At 71.0% G+C, this 25,204-nt stretch carries 25 protein-coding genes; 7 read left to right on the top strand and 18 right to left on the bottom strand.

Annotation, left to right across the window (positions count from 1 at the left end; genetic code table 11):
* Positions 1-3: 3 nt before the first annotated feature.
* Together AC4BGB_RS18410 and AC4BGB_RS18405 are read right to left on the bottom strand one after the other, a co-directional pair.
* Positions 4-4,881, bottom strand: a complete 4,878-nt coding sequence (locus AC4BGB_RS18410) for an NAD-glutamate dehydrogenase (protein ID WP_490548403.1) — start codon at positions 4,879-4,881, stop codon at positions 4-6.
* 83 nt (positions 4,882-4,964) lie between these two features.
* Positions 4,965-5,792, bottom strand: a complete 828-nt coding sequence (locus tag AC4BGB_RS18405; RefSeq protein WP_490548402.1) for a tryptophan 2,3-dioxygenase family protein — start codon at positions 5,790-5,792, stop codon at positions 4,965-4,967.
* Positions 5,793-5,851: 59 nt separating this feature from the next.
* On the opposite strand from AC4BGB_RS18405, the gene AC4BGB_RS18400 reads away from it, so the two are divergent.
* Together AC4BGB_RS18400 and AC4BGB_RS18395 are read left to right on the top strand one after the other, a co-directional pair.
* A complete protein-coding gene (locus AC4BGB_RS18400; RefSeq protein WP_490548401.1) occupies positions 5,852-6,337 on the top strand; it encodes a DUF2505 domain-containing protein in 486 nt (161 codons plus the stop codon).
* On the top strand, positions 6,334-6,819 hold the full coding sequence (locus tag AC4BGB_RS18395; RefSeq protein WP_490548400.1) for a DUF2505 domain-containing protein: 486 nt from the start codon (positions 6,334-6,336) through the stop codon (positions 6,817-6,819). The genes AC4BGB_RS18400 and AC4BGB_RS18395 overlap by 4 nt, the downstream gene beginning before the upstream one ends.
* A gap of 22 nt (positions 6,820-6,841) precedes the next feature.
* Here AC4BGB_RS18395 and AC4BGB_RS18390 read toward each other — a convergent pair whose 3' ends face one another.
* The 5 genes from AC4BGB_RS18390 to AC4BGB_RS18370 form a co-directional block, all read right to left on the bottom strand.
* Positions 6,842-7,381 carry a DinB family protein gene (locus tag AC4BGB_RS18390; protein ID WP_490548399.1) on the bottom strand — a complete coding sequence of 180 codons (540 nt, stop codon included), beginning with the start codon at positions 7,379-7,381 and terminating at the stop codon, positions 6,842-6,844.
* Positions 7,382-7,443: 62 nt separating this feature from the next.
* Positions 7,444-7,680 (bottom strand): hypothetical protein, encoded by a 237-nt coding sequence (locus tag AC4BGB_RS18385; protein ID WP_490548398.1) that lies wholly within the window; start codon positions 7,678-7,680, stop codon positions 7,444-7,446.
* A 4-nt stretch (positions 7,681-7,684) separates the two neighbouring features.
* Entirely contained in the window at positions 7,685-9,313 is a 1,629-nt protein-coding gene (pruA, locus tag AC4BGB_RS18380; RefSeq protein ID WP_490548397.1) for an L-glutamate gamma-semialdehyde dehydrogenase, read from the bottom strand.
* A 90-nt stretch (positions 9,314-9,403) separates the two neighbouring features.
* Complete coding sequence (locus AC4BGB_RS18375; RefSeq protein ID WP_490548396.1) at positions 9,404-9,832, bottom strand: DUF6912 family protein; 429 nt, start codon at positions 9,830-9,832, stop codon at positions 9,404-9,406.
* The gene (locus tag AC4BGB_RS18370) at positions 9,829-11,268 is read right to left on the bottom strand and encodes a WS/DGAT/MGAT family O-acyltransferase (protein WP_490548395.1); all 1,440 of its coding nucleotides are present in this window, start codon (positions 11,266-11,268) and stop codon (positions 9,829-9,831) included. Before AC4BGB_RS18370 ends, AC4BGB_RS18375 begins: the two co-directional genes overlap by 4 nt.
* Positions 11,269-11,405: 137 nt before the next feature.
* Between AC4BGB_RS18370 and AC4BGB_RS18365 the strand changes: the two genes are divergently transcribed.
* Together AC4BGB_RS18365 and AC4BGB_RS18360 are read left to right on the top strand one after the other, a co-directional pair.
* Positions 11,406-11,849, top strand: coding sequence for a hypothetical protein (locus AC4BGB_RS18365; RefSeq protein ID WP_490548394.1), 444 nt, complete (start codon positions 11,406-11,408; stop codon positions 11,847-11,849).
* 5 nt (positions 11,850-11,854) lie between these two features.
* Complete coding sequence (locus tag AC4BGB_RS18360) at positions 11,855-13,216, top strand: hypothetical protein (RefSeq protein WP_490548393.1); 1,362 nt, start codon at positions 11,855-11,857, stop codon at positions 13,214-13,216.
* On the opposite strand, the gene AC4BGB_RS18355 is transcribed toward AC4BGB_RS18360, so the two are convergent.
* Both AC4BGB_RS18355 and AC4BGB_RS18350 read right to left on the bottom strand, forming a co-directional pair.
* The gene (locus AC4BGB_RS18355) at positions 13,192-14,385 is read right to left on the bottom strand and encodes a CpaE/TadZ family protein (RefSeq protein ID WP_490548392.1); all 1,194 of its coding nucleotides are present in this window, start codon (positions 14,383-14,385) and stop codon (positions 13,192-13,194) included. The genes AC4BGB_RS18360 and AC4BGB_RS18355 overlap by 25 nt on opposite strands.
* A gap of 4 nt (positions 14,386-14,389) precedes the next feature.
* Positions 14,390-15,055 carry a hypothetical protein gene (locus AC4BGB_RS18350; RefSeq protein ID WP_490548391.1) on the bottom strand — a complete coding sequence of 222 codons (666 nt, stop codon included), beginning with the start codon at positions 15,053-15,055 and terminating at the stop codon, positions 14,390-14,392.
* A gap of 89 nt (positions 15,056-15,144) precedes the next feature.
* On the opposite strand from AC4BGB_RS18350, the gene AC4BGB_RS18345 reads away from it, so the two are divergent.
* Entirely contained in the window at positions 15,145-15,387 is a 243-nt protein-coding gene (locus AC4BGB_RS18345) for a helix-turn-helix domain-containing protein (RefSeq protein WP_490548390.1), read from the top strand.
* A 7-nt stretch (positions 15,388-15,394) separates the two neighbouring features.
* Here the strand turns inward: AC4BGB_RS18345 and AC4BGB_RS18340 are convergent, their stop codons facing one another.
* Positions 15,395-15,940, bottom strand: a complete 546-nt coding sequence (locus AC4BGB_RS18340) for a hypothetical protein (protein ID WP_490548389.1) — start codon at positions 15,938-15,940, stop codon at positions 15,395-15,397.
* A 113-nt stretch (positions 15,941-16,053) separates the two neighbouring features.
* Here AC4BGB_RS18340 and AC4BGB_RS18335 point away from each other — a divergent pair, with 113 nt between their 5' ends.
* Together AC4BGB_RS18335 and AC4BGB_RS18330 are read left to right on the top strand one after the other, a co-directional pair.
* Positions 16,054-16,650 (top strand): LysM peptidoglycan-binding domain-containing protein, encoded by a 597-nt coding sequence (locus AC4BGB_RS18335; protein WP_490548388.1) that lies wholly within the window; start codon positions 16,054-16,056, stop codon positions 16,648-16,650.
* A 2-nt stretch (positions 16,651-16,652) separates the two neighbouring features.
* Positions 16,653-17,123 carry an Rv3235 family protein gene (locus tag AC4BGB_RS18330; protein WP_490548387.1) on the top strand — a complete coding sequence of 157 codons (471 nt, stop codon included), beginning with the start codon at positions 16,653-16,655 and terminating at the stop codon, positions 17,121-17,123.
* Positions 17,124-17,153: 30 nt separating this feature from the next.
* Here the strand turns inward: AC4BGB_RS18330 and AC4BGB_RS18325 are convergent, their stop codons facing one another.
* From AC4BGB_RS18325 to AC4BGB_RS18290, 8 genes are all read right to left on the bottom strand, one after another.
* The gene (locus tag AC4BGB_RS18325) at positions 17,154-17,492 is read right to left on the bottom strand and encodes a hypothetical protein (RefSeq protein WP_490548386.1); all 339 of its coding nucleotides are present in this window, start codon (positions 17,490-17,492) and stop codon (positions 17,154-17,156) included.
* Positions 17,493-17,532: 40 nt separating this feature from the next.
* Positions 17,533-17,988: an NUDIX domain-containing protein gene (locus tag AC4BGB_RS18320; RefSeq protein ID WP_490548385.1), complete on the bottom strand. Its 456-nt coding sequence runs from the start codon at positions 17,986-17,988 to the stop codon at positions 17,533-17,535.
* Between the two features lie 25 nt (positions 17,989-18,013).
* Entirely contained in the window at positions 18,014-20,857 is a 2,844-nt protein-coding gene (gene secA / locus AC4BGB_RS18315) for a preprotein translocase subunit SecA (RefSeq protein ID WP_490548384.1), read from the bottom strand.
* A gap of 127 nt (positions 20,858-20,984) precedes the next feature.
* A complete protein-coding gene (locus AC4BGB_RS18310) occupies positions 20,985-21,611 on the bottom strand; it encodes a class I SAM-dependent methyltransferase (protein WP_490548383.1) in 627 nt (208 codons plus the stop codon).
* Positions 21,612-21,648: 37 nt separating this feature from the next.
* Complete coding sequence (locus tag AC4BGB_RS18305) at positions 21,649-22,887, bottom strand: winged helix-turn-helix domain-containing protein (RefSeq protein WP_490548382.1); 1,239 nt, start codon at positions 22,885-22,887, stop codon at positions 21,649-21,651.
* A 46-nt stretch (positions 22,888-22,933) separates the two neighbouring features.
* Positions 22,934-23,617: a response regulator gene (locus AC4BGB_RS18300; RefSeq protein ID WP_490548381.1), complete on the bottom strand. Its 684-nt coding sequence runs from the start codon at positions 23,615-23,617 to the stop codon at positions 22,934-22,936.
* A 115-nt stretch (positions 23,618-23,732) separates the two neighbouring features.
* Positions 23,733-24,344, bottom strand: coding sequence for a ribosome hibernation-promoting factor, HPF/YfiA family (gene hpf, locus AC4BGB_RS18295; protein WP_490548380.1), 612 nt, complete (start codon positions 24,342-24,344; stop codon positions 23,733-23,735).
* A gap of 133 nt (positions 24,345-24,477) precedes the next feature.
* Complete coding sequence (locus AC4BGB_RS18290) at positions 24,478-25,170, bottom strand: ComF family protein (protein ID WP_490548379.1); 693 nt, start codon at positions 25,168-25,170, stop codon at positions 24,478-24,480.
* Positions 25,171-25,204 lie beyond the last annotated feature (34 nt).

Genomic DNA, 25,204 nt, shown 5'->3' with positions numbered 1-25,204 from the left:
GCACTACAGCAGTCCCCGCACCACCCGCAGCGCCACGGAGAGCCGCGCGAGGTCGGTGTCCTCCTCCGAGCAGATCTCCTGCAGCGTCCGCACGGCCCGCTCGGTGTCCTTCTCCGGCGGGACGTGGCCGGCGAGCTCCTGGGCGACGAGCTGGGCGTGCACGGCGTGCAGGTCGTCGCGCAGCGCCGCGCGGGCCATCGTCTGCCAGCGGTCCTGGCGCGGAAGGGCGAGGATGCGCGAGACCAGCAGCGGCAGGCCGAGCCGCTCGCCGACCTCGAAGTGCACCCGCGCGACCTCCATCGGGTCGAGGTCGTCGCGCGTGGCGGTCTCCACCACGCTCAGCAGCATGTACGCCGGCTGGCACACCGCCACGTGCACGGCCAGCTCCAACGGCACTCCACGCGCCACGAGGTCGTCGCGCCTGGACTCGAACGCCTCGAGCTCGCGCCCTGTCATCAGCAGCGGCAGCTCGGCCATCACCTTCTCCACCACGACCTCGAACGCGTCCACCAGCGACTCGGCGTCGCCGGAGGCGCGGCGGCTGTTCAGCAGCCAGCGCGAGGCCCGCTCGACCAGCGTGCGGATCTCCAGCCGCATCCGCGTCTGCACCGACGCGTCGAGCCGGTTGTCGAAGGAGGCCACCTGGCGCTGCAGGCGCGCGGCCCCGAAGATCTCCCGGGCCGCGAAGAACGCCCGGGTCAGCTCGGCAGTCGTCGAGGACGTCTCCCCGGAGAGCCGGTGGAAGTAGGTGATCCCGGCGTTGTTGACCAGCTGGTTGACCACCTGCGTGGCCACGACCTCGCGGCGCAGCGGGTGCTTCTCCATCGGGCCGCGGTAGCCCTGCCGCATCTTCGCCGGGAAGTAGGAGAACAGCTCCCCCCGGAAGAACGGGTCGTCGGGCAGGTCGCTGTCGATCAGGTCCTCGGCGAGCACGATCTTGGTGTAGGCGAGCAGCACGGCGAGCTCGGGTGCGGTCAGTCCCTCCTTGGCCTCGAGCCGGCGGGCCACCTCGCTGCGGGTCGGCAGCGCCTCCAGTTCGCGGTTGAGCAGGTTGGCGCGCTCGAGCGTGCGCATCCAGTCCTCGTGCACGTGCAGCAGGGCCGGCGCCTGCGAGGACGCGTTGGCCAGCGCCAGGTTCTGCTGGTAGTTGTCGGCCAGCACGAGGTCGGCCACCTCGTGGGTCATCGAGGCCAGCAGCTCGTTGCGCTGCTTGCGGGTCAGGTCGCCGTCGGTGACCACCCGGTCGAGCAGGATCTTGATGTTGACCTCGTGGTCGGAGGTGTCCACCCCGGCCGAGTTGTCGATGAAGTCGGTGTTGATCCGGCCACCCCGGGCGGCGTACTCGATCCGGCCGCGCTGGGTGAACCCGAGGTTGCCGCCCTCCCCCACGCACCGGGCGCGCAGCTCGCCGCCGTCGACGCGGATCGCGTCGTTTGACTTGTCGCCGGCCTCCGCATGGCTCTCGCGGGCGCTCTTCACGTAGGTCCCGATGCCGCCGTTCCACAGCAGGTCCACCGGTGCCACCAGGATCGCGCGCATCAGCTCCGCCGGGGTGAGCTTGCGGGCCTCGATCCCCAGCGCTGCCTGCACCTCGGCGCTGAGCGGGATCGACTTGGCGCTGCGCGACCACACGCCGCCTCCCTCGGAGATCAGCGAGCGGTCGTAGTCCTGCCACGAGGAGCGCGGCAGGTCGAAGAGCCGCTTGCGTTCGGCGTACGACGTGGCCGCGTCCGGGTTCGGGTCCAGGAAGATGTCGCGGTGGTCGAAGGCGGCCACCAGGCGAGTCCGCTCGGAGCAGAGCATCCCGTTGCCGAACACGTCACCGCTCATGTCACCGATGCCCGCGGCGGTGAAGTCCTCGTTCTGGCAGTCGATGCCCATCTCGCGGAAGTGCCGGCGCACCGAGACCCAGGCGCCGCGGGCGGTGATCCCCATCGCCTTGTGGTCGTAGCCGACCGAGCCGCCGGAGGCGAACGCGTCCCCGAGCCAGAACCCGTAGTCGGTCGCGATCTGGTTGGCGATGTCGCTGAAGGTCGCGGTGCCCTTGTCGGCCGCGACCACCAGGTAGGGGTCGTCGCCGTCGTGGCGGACCACGCGCGCCGGCGGGACGACCACGCTGCCCTGCGGCCCGTCGACCCGGTTGTCGGTGAGGTCGAGCAGGCCGGAGATGAACGAGGTGTAGCAAGCGACCCCCTCGCGCATCCAGGCATCGCGGTCGGACGGGTCGGGCAGCTGCTTGCAGAAGAAGCCGCCCTTGGCGCCCACCGGCACGATCACGGTGTTCTTGACCATCTGCGCCTTGACCAGCCCGAGCACCTCGGTCCGGAAGTCGTCGCGTCGGTCCGACCAGCGCAGCCCACCACGGGCCACCGCCCCGAAGCGCAGGTGCACCCCCTCCACCCGGGGCGAACAGACGAAGATCTCGAACCTGGGACGCGGCTCGGGGAGCTCGGGCATGGCGGCCGGGTCGAACTTCAGCGCGAGCCGGTCCAGGGGCCGGCCGTCCGCGTCGGTCTGGAAGAAGTTGGTGCGCAGCGTGGCCTTGATGCTGGTCAGGTAGGACCGCAGGATCCGGTCCTGGTCCAGGCTGGTCACGTCGTCGAGCGCGCGCAGCACCCGCGACTCGAGGTCCGCGCACATCGCCGTACGGCTCTCGCTGTCGGCCCTCAGCTGGCCGTTCGCGTCCCCGTTCGCGTCCCCGTTCGCGTCCCCGGTCCCGCCCCGGCCCCGGTCCGCAGCCGGCGACCCGGGGTCGAAGCGCGCCTCGAAGAGCCGGACCAGGTAGCGGGTGATCGCGACGTTGTTGCGCAGGGCGTCCTCGATGTAGTCCTGCGCGAACGGGGTGCCGCCCTGGCGCATGTACTTCGCGTAGGCCCGCAGCACGCTCGCCTGCCGCCAGGTGAGCCCGGCAGCCAGGACCAGGGCGTTGAACCCGTCGCTCTCGTTCGCGCCGTCCCATACCGCGGTCACGGTGTCCTGGAACAGCTCGCGCGCGTGGTCGGGCAACGCCTCCGGGTAGCGCAGCCCGAAGTCGTAGATGTAGGACTCCCGGTCCAGGCCCTCGAGCTGGTAGGGCCGTTCGTCGACCACCTCGACGCCGGTGGTGGACAGGATCGGCAGCACCTCGGAGAGCGAGAGCGCGGGACCGATCCGGTAGACCTTCAACCGCGCCTGTCCGGGCGCGGCGCTGACGTCCTCGTAGAGCGAGAGCGCGAACCCCACCTCGCCCTCGATCTCCTCGAGGCGGCCGAGGTCGACGGCACCGCTCTGCGGCGGGTAGTCCTCCTTATAGGCCTCCGGGAACGAGGTGGCGTAGTTCCGGGCGAGCCGGCTGCCCTGCTCCTCGCCGTACTCCGTGACCACGGCGCTGGTGAAGTCGTCGCGCCAGGACCGGGCCGCCTCCGCGAGCCGCCGCTCGAGGTCGGGCACGTCGGCGTCACCGATCTGCTCACCGACCGGTGGGCGTACGACGAAGTGCAGCCGCGCGGCGAAGGACTCCCCGACGTGCGCGGTGTACTCGACGTTCTCCCCGCCGAGCTGCTGCTTGAGGATCGCAGCGATGCGCTCGCGGACGCTGGTGTTGTAGCGGTCCTTGGGCAGGTAGACCAGGCAGGACAGGAAGCGGTCGTAGATGTCGCGGCGCACGAACAGCTTCAGCTGGCGGCGCTCGCGGGTGTACATCACCTGCGACGCGATCGGCACCAGGTCCTCGACCGGGGTCTGGAAGAGCTCGTCGCGGGGGTAGGTCTCCAGCACGTCCATCAAGGACTTGCCTGCGTGGGACATCGGGTCGAGGCCGAGGGTCTCGATGACCGCCTCGGCCTTCTCGCGCAGCACCGGGATCCGGGACACGGACTCGGTGTAGGCCGCCGAGGAGAACAGCCCCAGGAACCGGCGCTCCCCGATCACCTCGCCGTCGCTGTCGAACTTCTTCACCCCGACGTAGTCGAGGTAGGCGGGCCGGTGCACGGTCGCCTTGGAGTTGGCCTTGGCCAGGACCAGCAGCTGCTTGTCCCGTGCGCGCGCGGCCACCGCCTCGGGCAGCAGCCTCGGCGCCGAGGGGTCGGCACGCAGGATGCCGAAGCCGGTGCCCGGGACCGCGACCAGCCGCTCCCCCGCCCCGTCGCCGGGCTCCGCGGTCGCCTCCAGCGCGTACTCGCGGTAGCCCAGGAAGGTGAAGTGGTCGTCACCGAGCCAGCGCAGCAGCTCGATGCCCAGTTCGATCTCCTCGGCCGGGAGCGGGGGCGGGTCCTGCTCGAGCTGGTCGACGATCTTGTCCACCTGGGCGTGCATCCGCTGCCAGTCCTCGACGGCATCGCGCACGTCGCCCAGCACCTTGGTCAGCTTCTCGGTGATCGGGCCGGTCTGCTCGTCGGGGATGCGGTCGATCTCCAGGTGCATCCACGACTCGCGGCCCACGTCGTGCGCATCGGTCGCGGCGTGCTCGTCGAGCACCTCGTGGAGCCGGCCGGTCACGTCTCGGCGTACGACGAACTGGGGGTGGATGACCAGGTGGATCGCGAGCTGCTCGGCGTTCAGCGCCATCGAGACCGAGTCGACCAGGAACGGCATGTCGTCGGTGACCACCTGCACGACGGTGTGCCCGCGGGCCGACCAGCCGTTGACCGCGGGGCTGGGGGTGAACACCCGCACGCTCGCCGTGCCCTGCGGCCGATCTTCGGCCAGGCGCAGCTGCGCCATCACCGCGCCGTAGAGGTCACCCGGTGCGCGTTCCACCAGGTCCTCGGGGGCCACGTGGCGGTAGAACGCACGGAGCACGCCGGGCAGGTCGTCAGCCACCTCGGGGCTGGCCGGCCTCGAGGCCGCGTAGGCACACAGGCTCGAGAGCAGCTCGGACTTGCCTTCTTCAAGCGCCGTCACCTCCTCGACGTTATGCCCGCGGAGGTCGCGCGACAACGTGGCTCGCTCAGGCGAGCCCCGAGAATCGCTCGCGAGCCCGTCGTTCACAGCACCGAGCGCAGCTCCCACAGCAGGGGGTAGTACTTCAGGTCCAGCCGGCTGCGCAGGTACGTCGAGCCGCTCGACCCGCCCGTGCCGGTCTTGGAGCCGATCATCCGCTCCACCATCACCACGTGCCGGGCGCGCCACGCGGCGGCCAGCTCGTCGTGCTGGAGCAGCGCCTCGGCCAGTCCCCAGATGTCGGAGTACGCCGACCGCTGCCGCGCGACCTCGCGCAGGGACGAGGTGATCGCCTCGTCGCTGGAGATGTCGAGCCCGGCCTCCCCGAGCACGTGCACCAGGCCGTCCCACAGGGTCGGCTCCTCGAGTCTCCGGGCGAGCCGGTCCTGCTCTGCCTCGGTGAGACCGCGGAACCGGTCGACGTACCCCTCGTCCTTGGCGCCGGAGAGGAACTCCAGCTCGCGGAACTGCACCGACTGGAACCCGCTCGCCGGGGCCAGCTGCTGGCGGAACGCGAGGAAGTCCTGCGGCGTCATCGTCTCCAGCACGTCGACCTGCTGCACCAGCACCCGCTCGATCACGTGCATGCGGCCCAGGAGGTGCCGGGCGAACCACAGGTCGCGGCCCTCGCTCGCGGCATCGGTGGAGACGAGCGCGTCGCGCACGGTCTCCGCCTCGTGCAGGAGCTGCTTGAACCACAGCTCGTAGACCTGGTGGATCGTGATGAACAGCAGCTCGTCGTGCGCCGGCGGATCCGACTCGAGGTGCTGCGCGTCCAGCAGCTGCGGCAGCCGGAGGTAGCTGCCGTAGGTCAGCTGGCGTGACTCCCGGGCCGCCTCCTCGCCGAAGGACACGAAGTTCTCTTCTTCCATGGGGCCAACCTATGCGCGCCCCCGACGCCCCAGCCCGCCGGATGCACCATGATGCGGACATGCACCTTCGACACGAGATCGCCTACGACGCGCCCCTGGCCGACGTCTTCGCGATGCTCTCCGACCCTGCCTTCCGCCAGGCCTCCGCGGACGCCATGGGCGTGCTCTCCGCCGACGTCACGATCACGCCCAGCGGCGAGGGGATGCTGGTGGTCGTCGACCAGGTGCAGCCCACCGAGGGCGTGCCCGGGTTCGCGAAGAAGTTCGCCGGCGCCACCACCCGCGCCGTGCAGACCGAGCAGTGGGACTCCCCCGCCGGTGGCACGATCACGATCGAGACCCCCGGCAAGCCGACCTCGATCTCCGGCACGCTCAGCCTCACCGAGTCCGGTGGCCGCACCACCGAGGTCCTCGACGTCGAGGTCAAGGTGAAGGTGCCGCTGCTCGGCGGCAAGCTCGAGGCGTTGATGGGCGACCTGGTCGCGAACGGCATGGACAAGGAGCACGCGGCCGGAGTCGCGTGGCTGGAGAGGACGCAGGCATGAAGAAGGTCTCCGAGGAGCTCAGGTACGACGGCGCCAGCCTCGAGCAGGTGCACCGGATGCTCGCCGACCCCGCCTTCCGCGAGGAGGTCTGCGACCGCCAGCACGTGCTGCGGCACACGGTCCAGATCGAGAGCGACGGCAAGGGCATGACCGTCAAGATCGACCAGGTCCAGGCCGCCGACGGGATTCCGAGCTTCGCCAGGAAGTTCGTCGGCGACGAGATCAACATCGTCCAGACCGAGGACTGGACCGCCCCGGCCAAGGGCAACATCCACGTCTCCATCCCCGGCAAGCCCGGCGAGATGAGCGGCACCGCGATGCTCACCGAGGACCCCGACGGCACCACCGAGACGGTCAACATCACCGTGAAGGTGAACATCCCCCTGATCGGCGGCAAGATCGAGGGTTTGGTCGCGGGCCTCCTGAGCCGCGCGCTCCGCGCCGAGCACGAGGTCGGCGTCGACTGGCTGTCCCGCCCCTAGCCCGTACGACGCCGAGCGGGCGCTAGGTGCCCACCCGGCCGTCCACCGCTTCCCGCAGGAGGTCGGCGTGGCCGTTGTGCCGCGCGTACTCCTCGATCAGGTGCAAGAGGATCCAGCGCAGGCTGAACCGCTGGTCCGGCTGGCGATTGCTGCTCCTCACCGACAGTGCATCGAGTCCCTCGGGCGCAGCCAGCGCCTCGGTCACGATCGCCTCTGAGACAGCGACCGCCTCGTCCAGCAGCGCGCGGAGCTCGTCCGGCGTGTGGTCCGTCGCCGTGTGCCACTCCCAGTCATTGTCCGCCTGCCAGTCCGCCGATGCCCACGGCTCCGGCTCGGGACGCCCGGCGAAGACCTGGTTGAGCCACCAGTCCTCGACATAGGCCATGTGCTTGAGCAGGCCACCCAGGGTCATCGTCGACGGCGCCAGGCGTTGGTCGAGCTGGTCGGCGTCCAGGCCTCCGGTCTTCCACCGCAACGTGTCGCGGTGGTGGTCGAGGAAGCCCCGCAAGACCTCCGCCTCGCTACCGGACAGGGGCGCCTCGGCGCGTGGGGTCAGGCTCATGTGCTGACCCTAGTGACGACCGCAACGCCTTTTGTGCCCGCTCGCCGTCGTACAGCGGGACGTCAGTGCCCGGTCGGCGGATTGTCGGGGTCGTGCCTGCGCCCAGTCCCGGACTCGGTTCCAGTCCCCTCCGCCTCGGCCGCGCGTTCGCGGGCGTCGCGGCGGCGACTGAGCCAGATGGTCAGGCCGAGGAGCAGGAAGGGGCCGAAGGCGAGAGCCAGGGTCAGGGCCTGCTCGACAGGGTGCAGCGGACCCAGGTGCTGCGGTAGCGAGTACAGCGCCGTCTCGAGTGGTGTCACGGGATCAGCCCATGTGTGGGTAACGGTGGTCCTTGGGCGGCGCGAACGTCTCCTTGATCGAGCGCGCCGAGACCCACCTCGTCAGGTTGCCGGGAGCCCCGGCCTTGTCGTTGGTCCCCGAGGCGCGGGCACCACCGAAGGGCTGCTGGCCGACCACGGCCCCGGTGGGCTTGTCGTTGATGTAGAAGTTGCCGGCCGCGAACCGCAGCCGGTTCATCGTCCACGCGATCGCCTCGCGGTCCTGGGCGATGACCGCACCGGTCAGGGCGTACGGCGCGAACGACTCCATCTGGTCGACCACCGTCTCGAAGCGGTCGTCGTCGTAGACGTGCACGGCGAGGATCGGGCCGAAGTACTCCTCGCTGAAGACCGCGTCCGTCGGGTCGCTCGACTCCACGATCGTGGGCCGCACGAAGTAGCCCACTGAGTCGTCGACCTGCCCGCCGGCGAGGATGTCCAGCTTCTGGGAGCGCTTGGCTCGCGCAATCGCCTTCTTGTGCTTGGCGAACGCCCGGTCGTCGATCACCGCGCCCATGAAGTTGGACAGGTCGGTGACGTTGCCCATCGTGAGGTTCTCGGTCTCCGCGACCAGCTGGTCCTTGAGCTTCTTCCACACCGACCGCGGCACGTAGGCACGCGAGGCGGCCGAGCACTTCTGCCCCTGGTACTCGAACGCGCCGCGGATCATCGCCACCCGGAGCACGTCCACGTCGGCAGAGGGGTGCGCGACGATGAAGTCCTTGCCGCCGGTCTCGCCCACGATCCGCGGGTAGGCGCGGTAGCCGGTCAGGTTCTCCCCCACCGTCGCCCACAGCTTCTGGAAGGTGGGCGTGGACCCGGTGAAGTGGATGCCGGCGAGGTCACGGTGGTTCAGCACCACCTCGGAGACCTCGAGACCGTCCCCGGGGAGCATGTTGATCACGCCCGGCGGCAGCCCGGCCTCCTCGAGCAGCTCCATGGTCAGGTGCGCGGCGAGCTGCTGGGTCGGTGAGGGCTTCCAGATGACCGTGTTGCCCATCAACGCCGGCGCCGTGGGCAGGTTGCCGGCGATCGCGGTGAAGTTGAACGGCGTGATCGCGTAGACGAACCCCTCCAGCGGCCGGTGGTCGGTGCGGTTCCACACCCCGGGGCTGTTCGCGATCGGCTGCTCGGCCAGGATGCCGCGGGCGTAGTGGACGTTGAACCGCCAGAAGTCGATCAGCTCGCACGCGGCGTCGATCTCGGCCTGCCACACCGTCTTGGACTGGCCGAGCATGGTGGCGGCGTTGAGCCGCGCCCGCCACGGGCCGGCCAGCAGGTCGGCGGCCTTGAGGATGATTGCGGCCCGGTCGTCGAAGGACATCGCCTGCCAGGCGGGGGCTGCCTCGCTGGCGGCCCTCACCGCGGCCTGGGCGTCACGCTTCGTGGAGTTCTTCAGTACGCCGAGCACGCTCGCGTGGTCGTGCGGCTGGACGACCTGGATCTCCGCGCCGCCGCCCAGCTGCTTGCGGCCGCCGATGGTCGCGGTGAGGTCGACCGGGCTGGCGGCCAGGTGCGCGAGCTCCGCCTCGACGGCGACCCGTTCGGGGCTCCCGGGGGCGTAGTTCAGGTTCGCCTCGTTGACCGGAGCGGGGGGCGTGGTGATCGCATCCATGCTCGCGATGTTCTCAGACACCGCCGAGCGCGACCAACCCGAGCGCAGGGACCGTCCACACCGTGGCAGGCCGGCCCGTGGCACCCGGGCCTACTCGATCAGCTCGGGGATCTCCTGGACGCCGAACCAGCCGAGGTCGCCGAGCTCGTCGCCGGCGGTGGGGTCGATGTCCTCGGTGTCGGCATGCACGGCCGCCACCACCCGCAGGGAGATGGCCGAGTCGGCGGTGACCGCCGTGGACTCGGGGTCCTCCACGACGCCGGGGACCTCGGCGACGAGCACGACCCGGCGCGGCCGATCCTCCTCGTCCTCACCGGCGGCAGCGAGCGCTGCGGCCGCGTCGTCGGCGGCGGCCATCAGGGCGGCGTACGCCAGCTCCTCCTCGTCCGCCTCGGGCCACTCCGCGCGCAGCCACTGCGTCACGGCGTGGGCGTGCACCGGCGAGGGTCCGATCCCGCCGTGCTCACTGATCCGCGCGAGGGTGCGCAGGGTCGCGGGCACGTAGATGCGAACACTCACGGCTTGCCGGGATTCTTGCGCCCGCGCGGGGCGCGGACGCGGCTCTCGCTGGCGCTGTCGACCAGCTCGTCGAGGGCCTCGCGCACGCACAGCCCCAGCACGTCGACGTCCGGGAGGGCGTCGCGGTCGGCGCTGATCCCGTAGTAGACGGCGCCGTCGTAGGAGGTCACTCCCACCGAGAGCGAGAACCCCGGGAACAGCGGCGGCACCGGGTAGGTCTCCACCATCTCGGCACCGGCGAGGAACATCGGGAACTGGGGGCCGGGGACGTTGGTGATCACCAGGTTGACGCTCCCGCGGGCCTCCTTGAAGGCCACTCGCGAACCCAGCGAGTGGAACGTGGTGGGCGCGAACCCGGCGACGCCGGCGATCCGGTCGGCCGCGACGGCCCGACCGGTCTCGCTGTGGGCGCGCAGCGCGTAGGAGACCTGGTGCAGGCGTACGACGGGCGAGCCCTCGCCGATCGGCAGGTCGACGAGGTGCCCGACGACCTGGGACCCCAGCGACGTCGGCTCGAGCTCCTCGTCGATCACGCTCATCGGCACCAGCGCCCGGAGCCTGCGCCCCGCAGGGACCGACTCGGACCTGGTCATCAGCCACGCCCGGACGGCCCCGGACAGCGTTGCCAGGATCACGTCGTTGACGGTGCCGCCGTGGACCCGGCGGATCTTGCGGTAGTCCTTGAGCGAGGTGCGCACGCACACCAGCCGGCGCTGGGCGGACGGTTCGATGTTGAACAGCGAGTCGATCGCGGGCCGCCGACGTGACAGCGACCCCGCCACCGAGCCGGCCCTGGCGGCGACACCGGAGAACGTGCGGCCCACTGCCTCGGCGTTGCTGCGCATCGTGGCCACGGCGACGAGCGGGTCGCGCGCCGACTCGACCAGGGCGCTGAGCGCCAGGCTGGTGGGAGTGGGCTCGTCCTCGGGCCGCCAGTCGTCGAGGACCAGCTGTCGTGGCCCCGGGTCGACGTCGAGCAGCACCTGGCCGAGGTCGACGGTCGAGATGCCGTCGACGAGGATCTGGTGGGACTTGGAGAGCAGCGCGACCCGGCCGCCCTCGAGCCCCTCGATGAAGTACATCTCCCACAGCGGGCGGTCCGGGTCGAGGCGACGCGACATGATCCGCGCGGTGAGCTCGCGCAGCTGGTCCAGCGTGCCCGGGCGCGGCAGCGCGGAGCGCCGTACGTGGTAGGCGAGGTCGAAGTCCTCGTCGTCGACCCAGACGGGGTTGGCGAGGCGCCCGGGGACCCGGCGGATGCGCTGGCGGTAGCGCGGGACGAACGCGATCCGGTCGTCGATGTGGGTCAGCAGGGCCGAGTAGTCGAAGCCCGAGTCACCCGGGTCGAAGATCTCCAGGGTGGCGTTGTGCATCGGCGTGTGCGGAGTCTCCTCCGCCAGCAGGGCGAGATCGCTCGCGCGGAGCCGCTCGCGCATTCACCCACCTCCATCCGGAGAACCTGTGACAGTGCTCATGATCACGCGACCCCGTACCCCGGAACCGTTGGGCCACATGGGATTCTGGCAGAGCGCAGGACCGGACCGAACGCCCGTACCACCAGATGGAGGAATATATGCCACTCCCATTTCGCACCGGCGCGGTCGCGGTGACCGCAGTCCTCGGGCTCCTGGTAGCCGGATGCGGGAGCGACGATTCGGGTTCGGCCGAGCAGCCGAAGTCCTCCGAGGCGCCGACCAGCGCGCCGAGCGAGACCCCCACCGCCACGGAGCCCACCCAGGAGCCCGCGAAGCCGAAGGGCACCACGATCGACATCACCTTCAAGGGTGGGAAGGTCACCCCTGACGGAGTCGTGAAGAAGGTGGAGGCAGGCAAGCCGTTCACCCTGCACGTGGTCGCTGACGAGGCCGGCGAGCTGCACGTGCACAGCTCCCCGGAGCAGGAGATCGCCTACCCCGCGGGCACCTCCGACCACAAGCTCACCATCGACAAGCCCGGAGTGGTCGAGGTGGAGTCCCACGACCTCCACCAGCTGGTCGTGCAGCTCCAGGTGCGCTGAGCCCCGTGACCGGCGAGGTGGTCGGCCTGGTGCCGGCCGTTGTCCCGATGCACGGGCTGGGGGGCGCCAAGGACCTGCCCCTCCCCCTCGACCTGGCCGTCGCCGCAGCGATCGCCGCGCTGGTCGTCTCCTTCTGCGTCCTCGCCCTGGCCTGGCGCAAGCCCCGCTACGAGGACACCCGCCGCGGCCGCCCCGCCCCGGCGGCGCTCGCCGGCGTGGTCGACAGCGGCTGGTTCGCCTGGACGCTCCGGGTCCTCGGCCTGGCGTTCTTCGGCTACGTCGCCTGGGCCTTGGTCTGGGGTCCCGACCTGGTCAACAACCCCGCGCTGGGCACCTTCTACGTGCTGGTGTGGGTGGGGCTGGTCCCCGCCTCGCTCCTCCTGGGCCCGGTGGTCCGCGCGTTCAGCCCGGTGCGCACCCTCAACCTGCTGCTCGCCAAGGTCACCGGAGGCGACCCCCGCGTCGGCCTGGTGACCTACCCGGCGAAGCTGGGCTACTGGCCCGCCGCGGCCGGCCTGTTCGCGTTCGTGTGGCAGGAGCTGGTCAACCCGCAGAGCGCCTACCTGGGCACGGTCCGGGTCTGGCTGGCCGGCTACCTCGCCCTGATGCTCATCGGTGCGGCCGTGTTCGGCGAGGAGTGGTTCGAGCGCGCCGACCCCTTCGAGGTCTACTCCAACCTGGTCGCGAAGCTCTCGGTGTGGGGCCGCGAGGACGGCCGGCTCGTCGTGCGCAGCCCCCTGGCCAATCTCGCGACGGTCGTCCCCCGCCCCGGCCTCGTCGCCGTGGTCGCGGTGCTGTTCGGCTCCACGGCCTTCGACAGCTACAAGGACACGATCCAGTGGCAGCGGTTCGTCCGCGACGTCGGGCTCGACTCGACGCTGGTCAACTCGGTCGCGATGCTGGTGTTCTGCCTGGTGGTCGCCCTCACGTTCTGCGTGGCGGCGATGTCCACCGGCGTCGACCGCACCGGCCCGCGCGCCGTACGCCGCCGCGAGCTGCCCGGCCGGCTGGCGCACTCGGTGATCCCGATCATCGTGGGCTACATGACCGCGCACTACCTGACCTACCTGCTCGAGCAGGGCCAGGTCACCCTGATCCAGCTCAGCGACCCGCTCGTGCGCGGCGACAACCTGCTCGGCACGGCGGACCTGTCGGTGAACTACTGGCTCTCGTTCCACCCCACGCTGCTCGCCGTGATCAAGGTGCTCGCGGTGATCACGGGCCACGTGGTCGGCGTGATCGCCGCCCACGACAGGGCGATCGCGCTGCTCCCCGCGAGGCACCAGGTCACCGGGCAGATCGGCATGCTGATGGTGATGGTCTTCTACACCGCCACCGGGCTCTACCTGCTGATGGGCGGCTTGTGACCTGCAAGCACCGAGTCGTGCACCTTGGCCACGGCGCGACGCAGCGCTGAGTCACCCAGCTCGGTGAGGGCGCGACCCGCCACCAGCGCCCGGTCGGTCGTGGCGCGGTCCTCGGGCAGGAAGTGCACCCCCGCCGGGCGCACGTAGCCCTCGACCATGCCGGTGATGTCGCGCCGGCTCCACCCCAGCGAGTCCCGCATCCGGTTGACCACCACCGTGACCGGCGCATCGGTGCTGTCGCGCAGCTCCACCAGGGTGCGCGCCAGTCGGGCCAGCCCGGTGGGCTCGGCGGTTCCGACCGCCACCACGTGGTCCGCGGCGCCGACGGCGTCCAGGGTGAGCTGGTTGCGCGACACGTGACGCCCCAGGTCGGCCTCGTCCTCGAGGCTGAACCCGGTGTCGACCACCACGTCGCCGACCTCGCGCGCACTCTCCAGGACGGCGTCGAGCACCCCCGGTCGTGCCTCCACCCAGCGGTCGGGACGGGGCAGGCCGGTGAGCACCTCGAAGTGGTCACCCACCCGGCGCCGGCAGCGCGCGAAGGCAGCCGCGTCCAGGGACCCGGCGTTGACCAGTCGGGCCGCCGCGAGCAGGCCCGAGACCTCGTCGAGGACCCCGAGGTGCTGCGCCACCGCCCCGCCGTGCGGATCCGCGTCCACCAGCACGGTGGGGTCGCCGCGGTGGGCGTGCTCAGCAGCGAGGCCGATCGCGAGCGTGGTGCGCCCCGGGGCGCCGGCAGGACCGTGTACGGCGACCAGCCGGCCGGACGCCTCGATGGGTTCCAGCCGGCCGTCGGCGACCGGCTCGGGGTCGATCACCAGCTCGCGGGAGCCGGCCGTGGCCACCGCGTCGGGCAGCTGATCGAGGTCGGCCCGGGGAACCACTGCCACCACCCCGATCCGGCCGAGCCCGTCCGCGTCCCCACCGACGGCGACGCAGCGCACGTCGTCGCGCAGCAGGCGCATCACCGCGTCCGCGTCGAGACCGCCCAGGTCCCCGGAGACCACCGCGACGTCGGCCTCCCCTGTCGCGGCGCTGGCGAGGAGGTCGGTCAGGTCCACGCACCGCTTGAGCACCACGCTGGCGTCGTCGTCGCCGAGCAGGCCCAGCGCCGAGGCCTCCCAGGGCTCGCCCGCGGCGGCGAGGAGGACGGTGACCCGCTCGGCCACCGGTTCAGCCCTTCCGGGCGATGACGACGCGTCCTTCGGACATGCTTCCCAGCGCGGACCCGAGGGCCGAGCTGCGGGAGTCGGGAACACCGACGATCACCTGGCGCGTCGTCTGGGGCGCGAGGGACTCGGAGCTGCGGGGCACCGCCACCACGACCACGTCGGTGAGCACCGGGGTGGCCCGGGGCCGGTCCTCCCCTGCGGCCGGAGCCTTGGGCGCGACCCAGACGTCGATCACCGAGCCCTGCCTGACCGTGGCCGGGAGGTCGTCGGCGACGACGCTGATCGGCACCTCGACCAGGCCCGCGTCATCGGTCGCGGCGTACGCCGAGCGCGGCAGCAGCTCCCCGGCGGAGACCGGACGGTTCAGGGTCGTGCCCACGGGGAGGTCGTCGTCGCTGGAGAGGTAGCCGTCCGCGGTGGCCTCGTCCGGGAAGCGCACCTCGCGCCGCTCCAGGTCGCCCGCCTCCACGGCGGCTCCCGCGGGGAGGCTGCGGCTCAGCGCCCACACCCCGACGGTGTCGTCGGCTGCCGCGAGCAGCCGCGCACCCAGCACGACCGAGCCGGTGACGAGCACGATCCCGAGGACGAGCCGGGGGCTTCGCCAGCCCGGCGGACGGGGCCGCACCGCGCGTGGTGCCCCGGTCTCCTGCTGCAGCACCGTCGTCATCGCGTGTGCCCCTTCCTCGGTGGAGCCATCCACAGGCAACGTGTGTCGTCCGCTCGCAACCGCACGTGAACACTGGCACAGTGGGGCACATGAGCGCGACCCCGAGGTTCTTGCAGCTTGCCGACGTGGCGGAGATCCTAAACACCTCGAGCGCACAGGTCTACGCACTCGTCCGCCGCAAGGAGCTGCGTGCCCTCAAGATCGGGGGGCGGGGTCAGTGGCGGGTCGAGGCCAGCGAGCTCGAGGCCTACATCGAGCGGGCGTACGCCGACGCCGACCGGTTCGTGGACGAGCACCCGTTCGTCGAGGGGTCAGCGACCGCCAAGGACTGAGGTCCGCTCACTCGGTGCGCCCCTGGAGCGCAGCGACGGCCATCACCGGCACGACCTGCACGCTACGGCTCTCCCCCTCGCCCACGTGCAGCTCGAAGAAGTCCCTGCCCACGCGCCCGACCCGGCCCTGGGAGTGATGGGCGTCGGCGAAGTGCACCTGGCAGCTCTCGTTCACGCTCGACATCCGTCGGAGCACCGCGCGCAGGCTGAGCCGGTCCATCACGGTCCAGGTCTCCTCGCTGTCGGCTCGTGAGGACAGGCCGGAGAGGGTGGCGACCCCGTCGCGGCGCACGATCCACTCGGCGCTGTGGTCGACCAGGAGCAGCCAGTCCTCGCCGACCCTGGCCAGCCGCCCGGCCACCTGGGCACCGCCCACCAGGCGCATCCGCAGGTGCATCCCGACGGAGGCGTGCAGCCGGGCAGCCAGGGTGATCCGTGAGTACTCCGCGACGCTGAGGTCCGCGACCTCCGCGTCACGCTCCGCGAGCTGCAGACCCGTGGCCTGCTGTTCGAGGTCCTCGAACACCGCGAACATCGACTCTTCCCAACCCATGCCACCTGTGGTGCCCCTTCCCCGTCGGAGCAAACCGGCTGTGGACGAGCGATTGACACTGGTCTACTGCAGGCCTTGACTGATGCAAACGCAAGCAAACGGAAGCATCGAGCATGAAACAGATCCTCTTGCCGCGAACCAGGGCTGCCGGGCTGCTCCTGCTGAGCCTCGTCGCGGTGCGGGGTGTGGCGGCGCTGACCGAGTCGCTGCGCCACGCCGCCCCCGACGGGTTCGACCACCTGCTGGCCGCTGGCGCCGCCTGGATGCTGCTCGGGGCAGCTGCGTGGGGTGCGCTGCTGTGCGCGGCCGCCACCGTCGAGGCTGCCTCCGCGGGCCGGTTGCGCGCCACCGCATGGGTGGCCTGTCCGCCGTCGTTGCGCCGGGCGCTGCTGGCCGCAGTAGGGATCGCGCTGGTCGCCGCCCCCGGGTCACCGGCCGCCGGCGCCGACCTGCGGCCCCCCGCCCGGCCCACGGGTGGCGTCGTCGAGGTCCGCGAGCGGGTGCTGGTCCGGCCGGGCGACGCGCTGTGGCGGATCGCAGAGCGTCGCCTCCCGGCTGACGCCCGTACGGCGGAGGTCGCCGCCCTCGTGGAGCGGGTCCACCACCGCAACCGACACGTCATCGGACCCGACCCGGACCTGATCCGGCCAGGACAGCGACTGGTCGTCCCAGCAACCGCCCACGAGTCCAGCCGTCACCACCAGGAGTAGCCATGACCATGCCCGCCCACCGGTCCTCAGGCCCCCACCCCGTCCCGCTCGCCAGCGTGCAGGGCACCCTCGCGCTCGCCTACGACACCCCGGTCCGGCCCACCCGCGCGGCCGGCCTGCGGGTGCTCCCGGGGCAGCGTGCCGAGCTCGAGGCCTTCGCGCACCGGTTCGCGAGCGCGGTCGTGGAGGTCGTCGGCGGCGACCGGGGTCCGAGCCAGTTGCTGCGGTGGACCACCGAGAGCGTCTACGCCGACCTGCAGCGGCGGGCGGCGCTGCTCGCCCGGACCACGCCCGGGGACCGGCGGATGCGCCGGCTGCGCAGCCAGGTGCGCAGCGTGCGCGTGTTCTGCCCGTCCGCCGGTGCCGCGGAGATCAGCATCCACGTCCGGCACGGCGAGCGCTCACGCGCCATCGCTGCCCGCATCGAGCACCTCGGCGGTCGCTGGTGCTGCACCGCGCTGGAGTTCGGGTGACTCGGGCTGACGATCCCGCAGCCGGGGACGTTAGCTGCGCTCGATCTCCCCGGCGGCGACCCACCGCTCCACGGTCGCCCAGCCGCCTGCCTCGCCCAGCCAGGTCACGCTGATCACGCGGCCCTCCCACTGCGTCGCCCCGCGTCGCCACTCCACCAGCAGGCTCGGTTCACCGTGCACGTGGCAGTGCCGGGCGGGACTCGGGGGACGCCCCGGGGGACGCTCAGGGTCCGGCGGCACCGCCGCCGGAGCGGGGCGCAGGGTCCGGTTGCGGTCCGCGAGCGTGCCGTGGTCACTGGTGCCGTAGCCGCCGCGCATGGTCTTCCTGCCTCCATCGGTCGCGACCCCGGCTCCGAGCATACGGCGCACCGCGACGTGACCGTGACTCAGCCGCCGGTGCCGAGCAGGCTCAGTCGCCGGTGCGCAGCAGCGCGTGCAGCCAGGGCCAGTCCTCGGCCAGCACGGGGTGCAGCCGCAGGCCGGAGACCGCGTCCAGGTCGACCCAGGTGGTCCGTTCGGCCTCCCAGCTCGAGCCACCCGGCAGCTCCGGGTCCTCGGGCCGCGGCGTCTGCGCCAGGACGTAGGTGTAGCGCCACTCCGGGTGCTGGAGACCGGGCACGTCTCGCAGCACCGTGACGCCGCTCGCGTCGAGGCGGCTCTCCTCGTGGGCCTCGCGGAGGGCAGCCGTCGCCGGGTCCTCGCCGCGCTCGATCGCGCCGCCCATGAATGCCCAGGTGTTGCCCTGGTGGACCCGCGCCGAGCGGTGCTGCAGCACCACCCCGGTGCGACCGGGGTCGGTCAGCAGCAGCCCCGCCGCCCCGTAGCGTCCCCAGTGCTGACGACCGCAGGAACAACTGACGTACACCGCAGCGCCGTGCCTCTCCCCCGGCTCAGCCGGCCGGACGCGCGGTCAGGCCGGTCGGCCCGCCCGGAGCGCCGTGGCACTTCTTGTACTTCTTGCCCGACCCGCAGGGGCACTCCGCGTTGCGGCTGACCCCGGCGTAGGGGTTGTCCGCGTTCGTGACCGTGCCGGGCTCGGTGAAGACCTCGGCGTCGCCGTCCTCGCTCGGTGCCGTGTAGGTCAGGTTCTGCGGCGCCTTGGGCGTCTGCAGTCCCTTGGCCCTGACGCTCGGCACGTGGGCGTGGCCGTCGTGGACGTGGACGTGCTGCGCGGCCTCGAGGGTGTCGGTGACGGCGTTGGCCGCCACCAGCTCCTCCTCGTCCTCGTCGTCGTCCTCGTCGTCGTCGACCTGGACCTCGAGGTTGAACAGGAAGCCCACGGTCTCCTCGCGGATGCCTTCCTTCATGGCGTTGAACATGTCGAAGCCCTCGCGCTGGTACTCCACGAGCGGGTCGCGCTGCGAGTACGCCCGCAGGCCGATGCCCTCGCGCAGGTAGTCCATCTCGTAGAGGTGCTCGCGCCACTTGCGGTCGAGCACGGAGAGCATCACCTGGCGCTCGAGCTCGCGCATCACCTCCGAGCCCACCTCGGCCTCGCGGGCCTGGTAGGCCTTCTGCGCGTCGGCCTGCAGGTCGGCGACCAGGGTCTCGCGGTCCATGCCGTCGCGACCGCCGGCCTCACGCTCGAGGTCCTGGTAGCGCAGCGAGATCGGGTAGATGGACTTCATCGCCTCCCACAGCGCGTCGAGGTCCCACTCCTCGGGGAAGCTCTCGGTGGCTGCGGTGACGTAGGTGGCGATGGTGTCGTCGATCATCGTGACGACCTGGTCGTGCAGGTCGGCACCCTCGAGCACGGCCCGGCGCTCGCCGTAGATGACCTCGCGCTGACGGCTCATCACGTCGTCGTACTTGAGGACGTTCTTGCGGGAGTCGAAGTTCATCGCCTCGACCTGCGACTGCGCGGACTGGATCGACTTGGTCACCGACTTGTTCTCGATCGGGACGTCGTCGGGGACCTTGAGAGCGAGCAGCACGCGCTCGACCCAGTCGGACTTGAACAGCCGCATCAGGTCGTCGCCGAGCGAAAGGTAGAACCGGGACTCACCCGGGTCACCCTGACGCCCGGAGCGTCCACGGAGCTGGTTGTCGATCCGGCGCGACTCGTGCCGCTCGGTGCCCAGCACGTAGAGCCCACCGGCCTCGGTGACCGCGTCGTGCTCGGCCTTCACCTGCGCGGTGATGCGCTCGAGGGTCTCGGGCCACGCCGCGTTGTACTCCTCGGCGTTCTCGACCGGGTCGAGCCCGCGGTCGCGCAGCTCCTGGTCGGCGAGGAACTCCGTCGAGCCACCCAGCATGATGTCGGTGCCTCGACCGGCCATGTTGGTGGCGACCGTGACGGCGCCCCGGTGACCGGCCATCGCGACGACCTTCGCCTCGTCGGCGTGCATCTTGGCGTTCAGCACCGAGTGCGGGACGCCCTTGCGCTTGAGCAGGCCGGAGAGTCGCTCGGACTTCTCCACCGAGGTGGTGCCCACCAGGACCGGCTGGCCCTTCTTGTGACGCTCGGCGATGTCCTCGACGACCGCGTCGAACTTCGCCTCCTCGGTCCGGTAGATCAGGTCCTTCTGGTCGATCCGGGCCATCGGCCTGTTGGTCGGGATCGGGACCACGCCGAGCTTGTAGATCTTGTCGAACTCGGAGGCCTCGGTCATCGCCGTACCGGTCATGCCGGAGAGCTTCTCGTAGAGGCGGAAGTAGTTCTGCAGGGTGATCGTGGCGAGGGTCTGGTACTCCTCGCGGACGGTCACGCCCTCCTTGGCCTCGATCGCCTGGTGGAGGCCGTCGTTGTAGCGGCGACCCGACAGGATGCGGCCGGTGTGCTCGTCGACGATGAGGACCTCGTCGTCGATGACGACGTACTCCTTGTCGTTGCGGAACAGCTCCTTGGCCTTGATCGAGTTGTTCAGGAACGAGATCAGCATGGTGTTCGCGGACTCGTAGAGGTTCTCGATGCCGAGGTAGTCCTCGACCTTGGTGATGCCCGGCTCGAGGATGGAGACGGTCCGCTTCTTCTCGTCGACCTCGTAGTCGACGTCCTTGGTCAGCTTGGTCGCGACCTTCGCGAACTCGGCGTACCACTCCACCTCGTCCTGGGTCGGGCCCGAGATGATCAGCGGCGTGCGCGCCTCGTCGATCAGGATCGAGTCGACCTCGTCGACGATGGCGAAGAACGGCGCGCGCTGGACACAGTCCTCCAGCGAGTTGGCCATGTTGTCGCGCAGGTAGTCGAACCCGAGCTCGTTGTTGGTGGCGTAGGTGATGTCGGCGTTGTAGGCGACGCGACGCTCGGCGGGGCGCATGTCGGGCAGGATCACGTCGACGGTCAGGCCGAGGAACTGGTGCACCCGGCCCATCCACTCCGCGTGGTACTTGGCGAGGTAGTCGTTGACCGTGACGACGTGGACGCCCTTGCCGGCGAGCGCGTTCAGGTACGCCGGAAGGGTCGAGACCAGGGTCTTGCCCTCACCGGTCTTCATCTCGGCGATGTTGCCGAGGTGGAGCGCCGCGCCACCCATGATCTGCACGTCGAAGTGCCGCTGGCCGAGCACGCGCTTGGCGGCCTCGCGGACGGTGGCGAACGCCTCGGGCATGATGTCGTCGAGGGTCTCCCCCTTGGCGAGCCGGTCCTTGAACTCGTCGGTCATCGCGCGGAGCTCTTCGTCGGACATGGCCACGAAGTCGTCCTCGATGGCGTTGACCGCCTTGGCGATGGCCTCGAGCTGGCGCAGGATCTTGCCCTCGCCGATGCGCAGGACCTTGTCGATCAGCGACACGCGGATAACTCCTGGGGAACTTGGGGGTGGGACCTTCACTGGGGTCGTGGCCGGGCGCGACTGAGCGTCACGGCTGGGCCCTTCAAGTATCGTAACGCTCCGGGGTGGAGCATTGTTTCAATCCGACTCACCCAGCGGGTACGGCGCTTCCGGCGATCACCCACGACGAGGGACCGCGCACCCCGTCGGGGAAGTGGAACCGGTCGATCTCCGTGATCGCGAATCCCGCCCGGCTGATCGCCGACTCGGTGTCCCGGGACAGGCGGCACCCGCCACCGAGCAGCGGCCACACCGTCGAGTCCAGGACCCGCTGCAGCCGGCGGATGCGCGGCTCCTCGGCACGGACGTGCTCGAGGAACTGCAGCTGGCCACCGGGCCGCAGCACCCGCCGGGCCTCGGCGAGGGCCGCCGGCTGGTCCACCGAGCAGAGCACGAGGCTGAAGACGACCGCGTCCGCGGTGCCGTCACCCAGGGGCAGGTCGTCGGCCACCGCGTCGTGGAGCTCGACGCGCTCCCCCGTGCGGGCCGCCGCCTTCGCCCGCAGGTAGGGCTCGGGCTCGACGGCCACGATCCGCTGGACCTCCGCGGGATAGAACCCGAAGTTCGCCCCGTCGCCGGCCCCGACCTCCACCACCGTCCCGCTCAGGCCCGCCAGCACCCGCCGGCGGAGGGCGTCACCGCCCTGCTTGGCGATGCCGGGCGCGATCACCCGGCTGTAGAGACGGGCGAAGAAGGGGTGCCGGACCACGCTCATCACCCCACCCTGCACCATTCGCGCACCGGCGCGCTGCTCACGCAGGCCCGGTGGACGGCCCGGTGGAAAGCTCGGCGGCCAGCGCGGGAGCGAGGTCGCCCCGGGGGTCGACGCAGACGTCCTCGAGCCCGAGCCAGCGCTGCAGCTCGCGCAGCTCCTCGGCCAGCTCGGCCGCGGTCTCGGCCGGCGCACCGGGCTCGGCGTACGCCGCCTTGACCAGCAGCCGGCCGGTGCGGCGGTCGGCCTTGAGGTCGACCCGGCCCACGATCCGGTCGCCGAGCAGGAACGGCAGCACGTAGTAGCCGTAGCGCCGCTGGGCCTCGGGCACGTAGATCTCGATGCGGTAGTGGAAGTCGAAGAGCCGCTCGGTGCGCTCGCGCTCCCACACCACCGGGTCGAAGGGACTCAGCACCGCGCGCGCGTCCACCCGCCGGGGCAGGGCCGCGTCGCGATGGAGGTACGCCGGGCGCTGCCACCCCTCGACCTGCACCGGCAGCAGCTCGCCGTCCTCGACGAGCTCGTCGACCGCGAGCCTGGCCGCCTTCTGGCCGGCCCCAGGCTGCATCTGGAGCCGGTAGTAGTCGGTCAGGCACCGCAGCGTGCCCACGCCGTGGCTGCGGGCAGCGCGGCGCACCAGCTCCTTGGTGGCGGCGAAGGCGTCCAGTGCCGGGGCCTCGAGGTGCTCGCGAGGGATCACCCGCTCGGCCAGGTCGTAGACGGGCTCGAAGGACGGGGTGCGCCGGGCGATCGCCAGGTCGCCGGTGAGGTAGAGGAAGTCCAGGGCCTTGCGGGCCTCCGACCAGTTCCATCCCCAGTGCAGCTTGGGCCCCCGCGGCTCGTCGTCGAGGTCGCGGGCGGTGGTGGCCCCCCGGTCGCGGACCTGCTCCAGCACGCCCTCGGCGAGTCCGGGGTTGGTCTGCAACCAGCCACCCCAACGCGGGCTGTCGCGGAAGCTGTCCATCCGGTGACGCATCACCGGCCACAGGTCGACGGGCATGAACGCCTGCACGTGCGCCCAGTACTCCACCATCCGGCGAGGGTGCTTCTCCGAGGCACGGGTGAGCAGCGCGGGGTCGTAGACGCCCATCCGGGAGAACAGCGGCATGTAGTGGGCCCGCTGGAGCACGTTGACCGAGTCGACCTGGAGCACCCCGGTGCGGGTCAGGGTGCGCGCGAAGGTGCGCATCGTCGGCACGGTGTGCCGGGGGTCCCGGAACCCCTGCGCGACCAGGGCGATCCGCCGCGCCTGCGCGAGGGAGAGCTGGTCGGTCGCCACGGGGCCGAGTATGCCCGGCAGCGCCGACAATGTGACGGCCGCCGGATCAGGGGATGTCGAGGAGCTTCTCGCGCACGGCGTACATGACCGCCTCCATGCGCGAGTGCAGCTGGAGCTTCTCCAAGATGTTGCGCACGTGGTTCTTCACGGTGTTCTCGCTGATGAACAGCTCGCGGGCGGCGTCGCGGTTGTTCATCCCGGTCGCGACGAGTCGCAGCACCTCGAGCTCGCGATCGGTCAGCTTCGGGATGATCACCTGCTCGCGGTCGGTGCGGGCCATCTCCTTGAACTCGTCGATCAGCTTGACCGCCATCGACGGGCTGATCAGCGACTGCCCCTCGGCGACGACGCGGACCGCCTGCGCGACCTCGTCGATGGAGGAGTCCTTGAGCAGGTAGCCCGACGCGCCGTTCTTCACCGACTCGTAGAGGTCACCCTCCTCGTCGCTGACCGTGAGCATGATGATCTTGACGCTCGGCACGAGCTCCTTGATCTGGATGCAGGCCTGCAGCCCGGAGCGCTTGGGCATGCGTACGTCGAGCAGCACCACGTCGGGCACCGTGGCCACGATCAGGTCGGTGGCGCTGATGCCGTCGCCCGCCTCACCGACCACCTCGATGTCGGGTTCGACGCCGAGCAGCATCGTCAGTCCACGGCGGAAGAGCTCCTGGTCGTCGACGACGACCACACGCACTGGCTCGTCATGGGCAGGGGTGGCATCGGCGACCATTCGGTCACTATGGCAGAGGTTGGCCCGAATGGGTACGGGATGGACTATCCCGGCGTGGTCCTTTCGGACCACGCCGGGAGTAGTCACCGAGGTTCTGGTGGGGCTGGTGGGGCGGTCAGCTGACGTCGAGGGTGATCACGCCGTAGTCATAACCGCGTCGGCGGTAGACCACCGAGGGACGCTCGCTCTCCTTGTCCACGAACAGGAAGAAGTCGTGACCGACGAGCTCCATCTCGTAGAGCGCCTGCTCGAGGTTCATCGGGGTCGCGGCGTGGGTCTTCTCCCGGACCACCAGCGGGCCGTCGCCGGTGACCGTCACCGGACCGACCTTGTGCTCGATGGCCGTGTCCTCCTCGGTCTCCTCGGCCGGCACGGCGGTGCGCGCCATCGCCTCACCCAGTGATTCGGGCTTGCGCTGTCCGCGGTGCACCTTGCGCCGGTCCGCGGCCTTGCGCATCTGGGAGGCCATCTTGTCCAGCGCCAGGTCCAGTGCAGCCATCTTGTCCTCGGCGCAGGCCTCGGCACGGACGATGGGCCCGCGGGACTTCGCGGTCAGCTCGATCCGTACGGCGCGCTCGGGCTCGCGAGCCCTGGCTTCCTTCTCGACGAGTACATCGACGCGGATGATCCGGTGGTCGTGCTTCTCCAGCCGACTGAGCTTCTCCTCGGCGTGCTGGCGGAACCGATCGGACACCTCGCAGTTACGAGTGCTGACCACAACATCCATCGCTGACCTCCTGTAGTTCACACGGCTTGAAACGCTCGATGCCGAACGTCCCGGAACGTCCTGGGGGGTTGACCTGACGGTAGTCGGCGCCTCCTGAAAGCGGTAGGGCGCCCCCCTCCGACGAGACTGGCGCTCACGGTGGGTGCGGGAGCCGCTTGCGTGTCGCGGCCACCGTGGCCACTGCTCGGACCGTGAGGCCCGAGTCCTCAAGGGCGCGCTGCGCCTCCCGCACCGTCGCCCCGGTGGTGAGCACGTCGTCGCAGACCACCAGCGAGACCGGCTCGGGCCGGCGGGCCAGCGCGGACCGGGCGGCCGTCCGGACCCGCATCGAGCCGGCCAGGTTGACCGACCGCTGCCCCGCGCTCAGGCCGGCCTGGTCGCGCACCGGGCCGCACTGCTCCAGGACCAACGCGGTCCGGACGCGCGCCCCGCCAGCCCGCAGGAACCGCGCCGCAGCACGGGTGAGGCGCAGCACCGGGTCGTGGCCGCGTTCACGAACCACGGCGCCGCGGGAGGGCACCGGGACCAGCAGCGTGGCGACGGCCGGATCCACCGCAAGGGCGGCCGCGCTCGCGAGCACCGTGCCGAGGGGTTCGGCCAGGGAGAACACCGCGTGCTCCTTGTGGGCGAGGACCATGGCGCGCAGCAGGTCGTCGTACTCCCCCGCGGCGAAGCACGCCGCCAGGCCCGGCGGACACGGCGTGGGCCGTACCGGGCGCCCGCCCTGCGGCAGCCGGGAGCGGCACCGGGCACACAGCGACCGGCCCGGGGCGGCGCAGCCCACGCACGCAGCGCCGTGCACCAGGTCGAGCCAGGCGTCGAGCACCCGCCGATCCTGGTCCTCGCCACGTCGCCGCCGC

The organism is Nocardioides sp. Z30_9, assembly GCF_058215735.1.
This window is presented reverse-complemented; position numbering and strand designations above follow the sequence as displayed.

Coding starts and splice junctions, on each gene's coding strand:
- AC4BGB_RS18405 (WP_490548402.1), bottom strand. CDS start 5,792: ATGGAAGAAGAGAACTTCGTGTCCTTCGGCGAGGAGGCGGCCCGGGAG.
- AC4BGB_RS18400 (WP_490548401.1), top strand. CDS start 5,852: ATGCACCTTCGACACGAGATCGCCTACGACGCGCCCCTGGCCGACGTC.
- AC4BGB_RS18395 (WP_490548400.1), top strand. CDS start 6,334: ATGAAGAAGGTCTCCGAGGAGCTCAGGTACGACGGCGCCAGCCTCGAG.
- AC4BGB_RS18390 (WP_490548399.1), bottom strand. CDS start 7,381: ATGAGCCTGACCCCACGCGCCGAGGCGCCCCTGTCCGGTAGCGAGGCG.
- pruA (WP_490548397.1), bottom strand. CDS start 9,313: ATGGATGCGATCACCACGCCCCCCGCTCCGGTCAACGAGGCGAACCTG.
- AC4BGB_RS18370 (WP_490548395.1), bottom strand. CDS start 11,268: ATGCGCGAGCGGCTCCGCGCGAGCGATCTCGCCCTGCTGGCGGAGGAG.
- AC4BGB_RS18365 (WP_490548394.1), top strand. CDS start 11,406: ATGCCACTCCCATTTCGCACCGGCGCGGTCGCGGTGACCGCAGTCCTC.
- AC4BGB_RS18350 (WP_490548391.1), bottom strand. CDS start 15,055: ATGACGACGGTGCTGCAGCAGGAGACCGGGGCACCACGCGCGGTGCGG.
- AC4BGB_RS18345 (WP_490548390.1), top strand. CDS start 15,145: ATGAGCGCGACCCCGAGGTTCTTGCAGCTTGCCGACGTGGCGGAGATC.
- AC4BGB_RS18340 (WP_490548389.1), bottom strand. CDS start 15,940: ATGGGTTGGGAAGAGTCGATGTTCGCGGTGTTCGAGGACCTCGAACAG.
- AC4BGB_RS18335 (WP_490548388.1), top strand. CDS start 16,054: ATGAAACAGATCCTCTTGCCGCGAACCAGGGCTGCCGGGCTGCTCCTG.
- AC4BGB_RS18330 (WP_490548387.1), top strand. CDS start 16,653: ATGACCATGCCCGCCCACCGGTCCTCAGGCCCCCACCCCGTCCCGCTC.
- AC4BGB_RS18310 (WP_490548383.1), bottom strand. CDS start 21,611: ATGAGCGTGGTCCGGCACCCCTTCTTCGCCCGTCTCTACAGCCGGGTG.
- AC4BGB_RS18300 (WP_490548381.1), bottom strand. CDS start 23,617: ATGGTCGCCGATGCCACCCCTGCCCATGACGAGCCAGTGCGTGTGGTC.
- hpf (WP_490548380.1), bottom strand. CDS start 24,344: ATGGATGTTGTGGTCAGCACTCGTAACTGCGAGGTGTCCGATCGGTTC.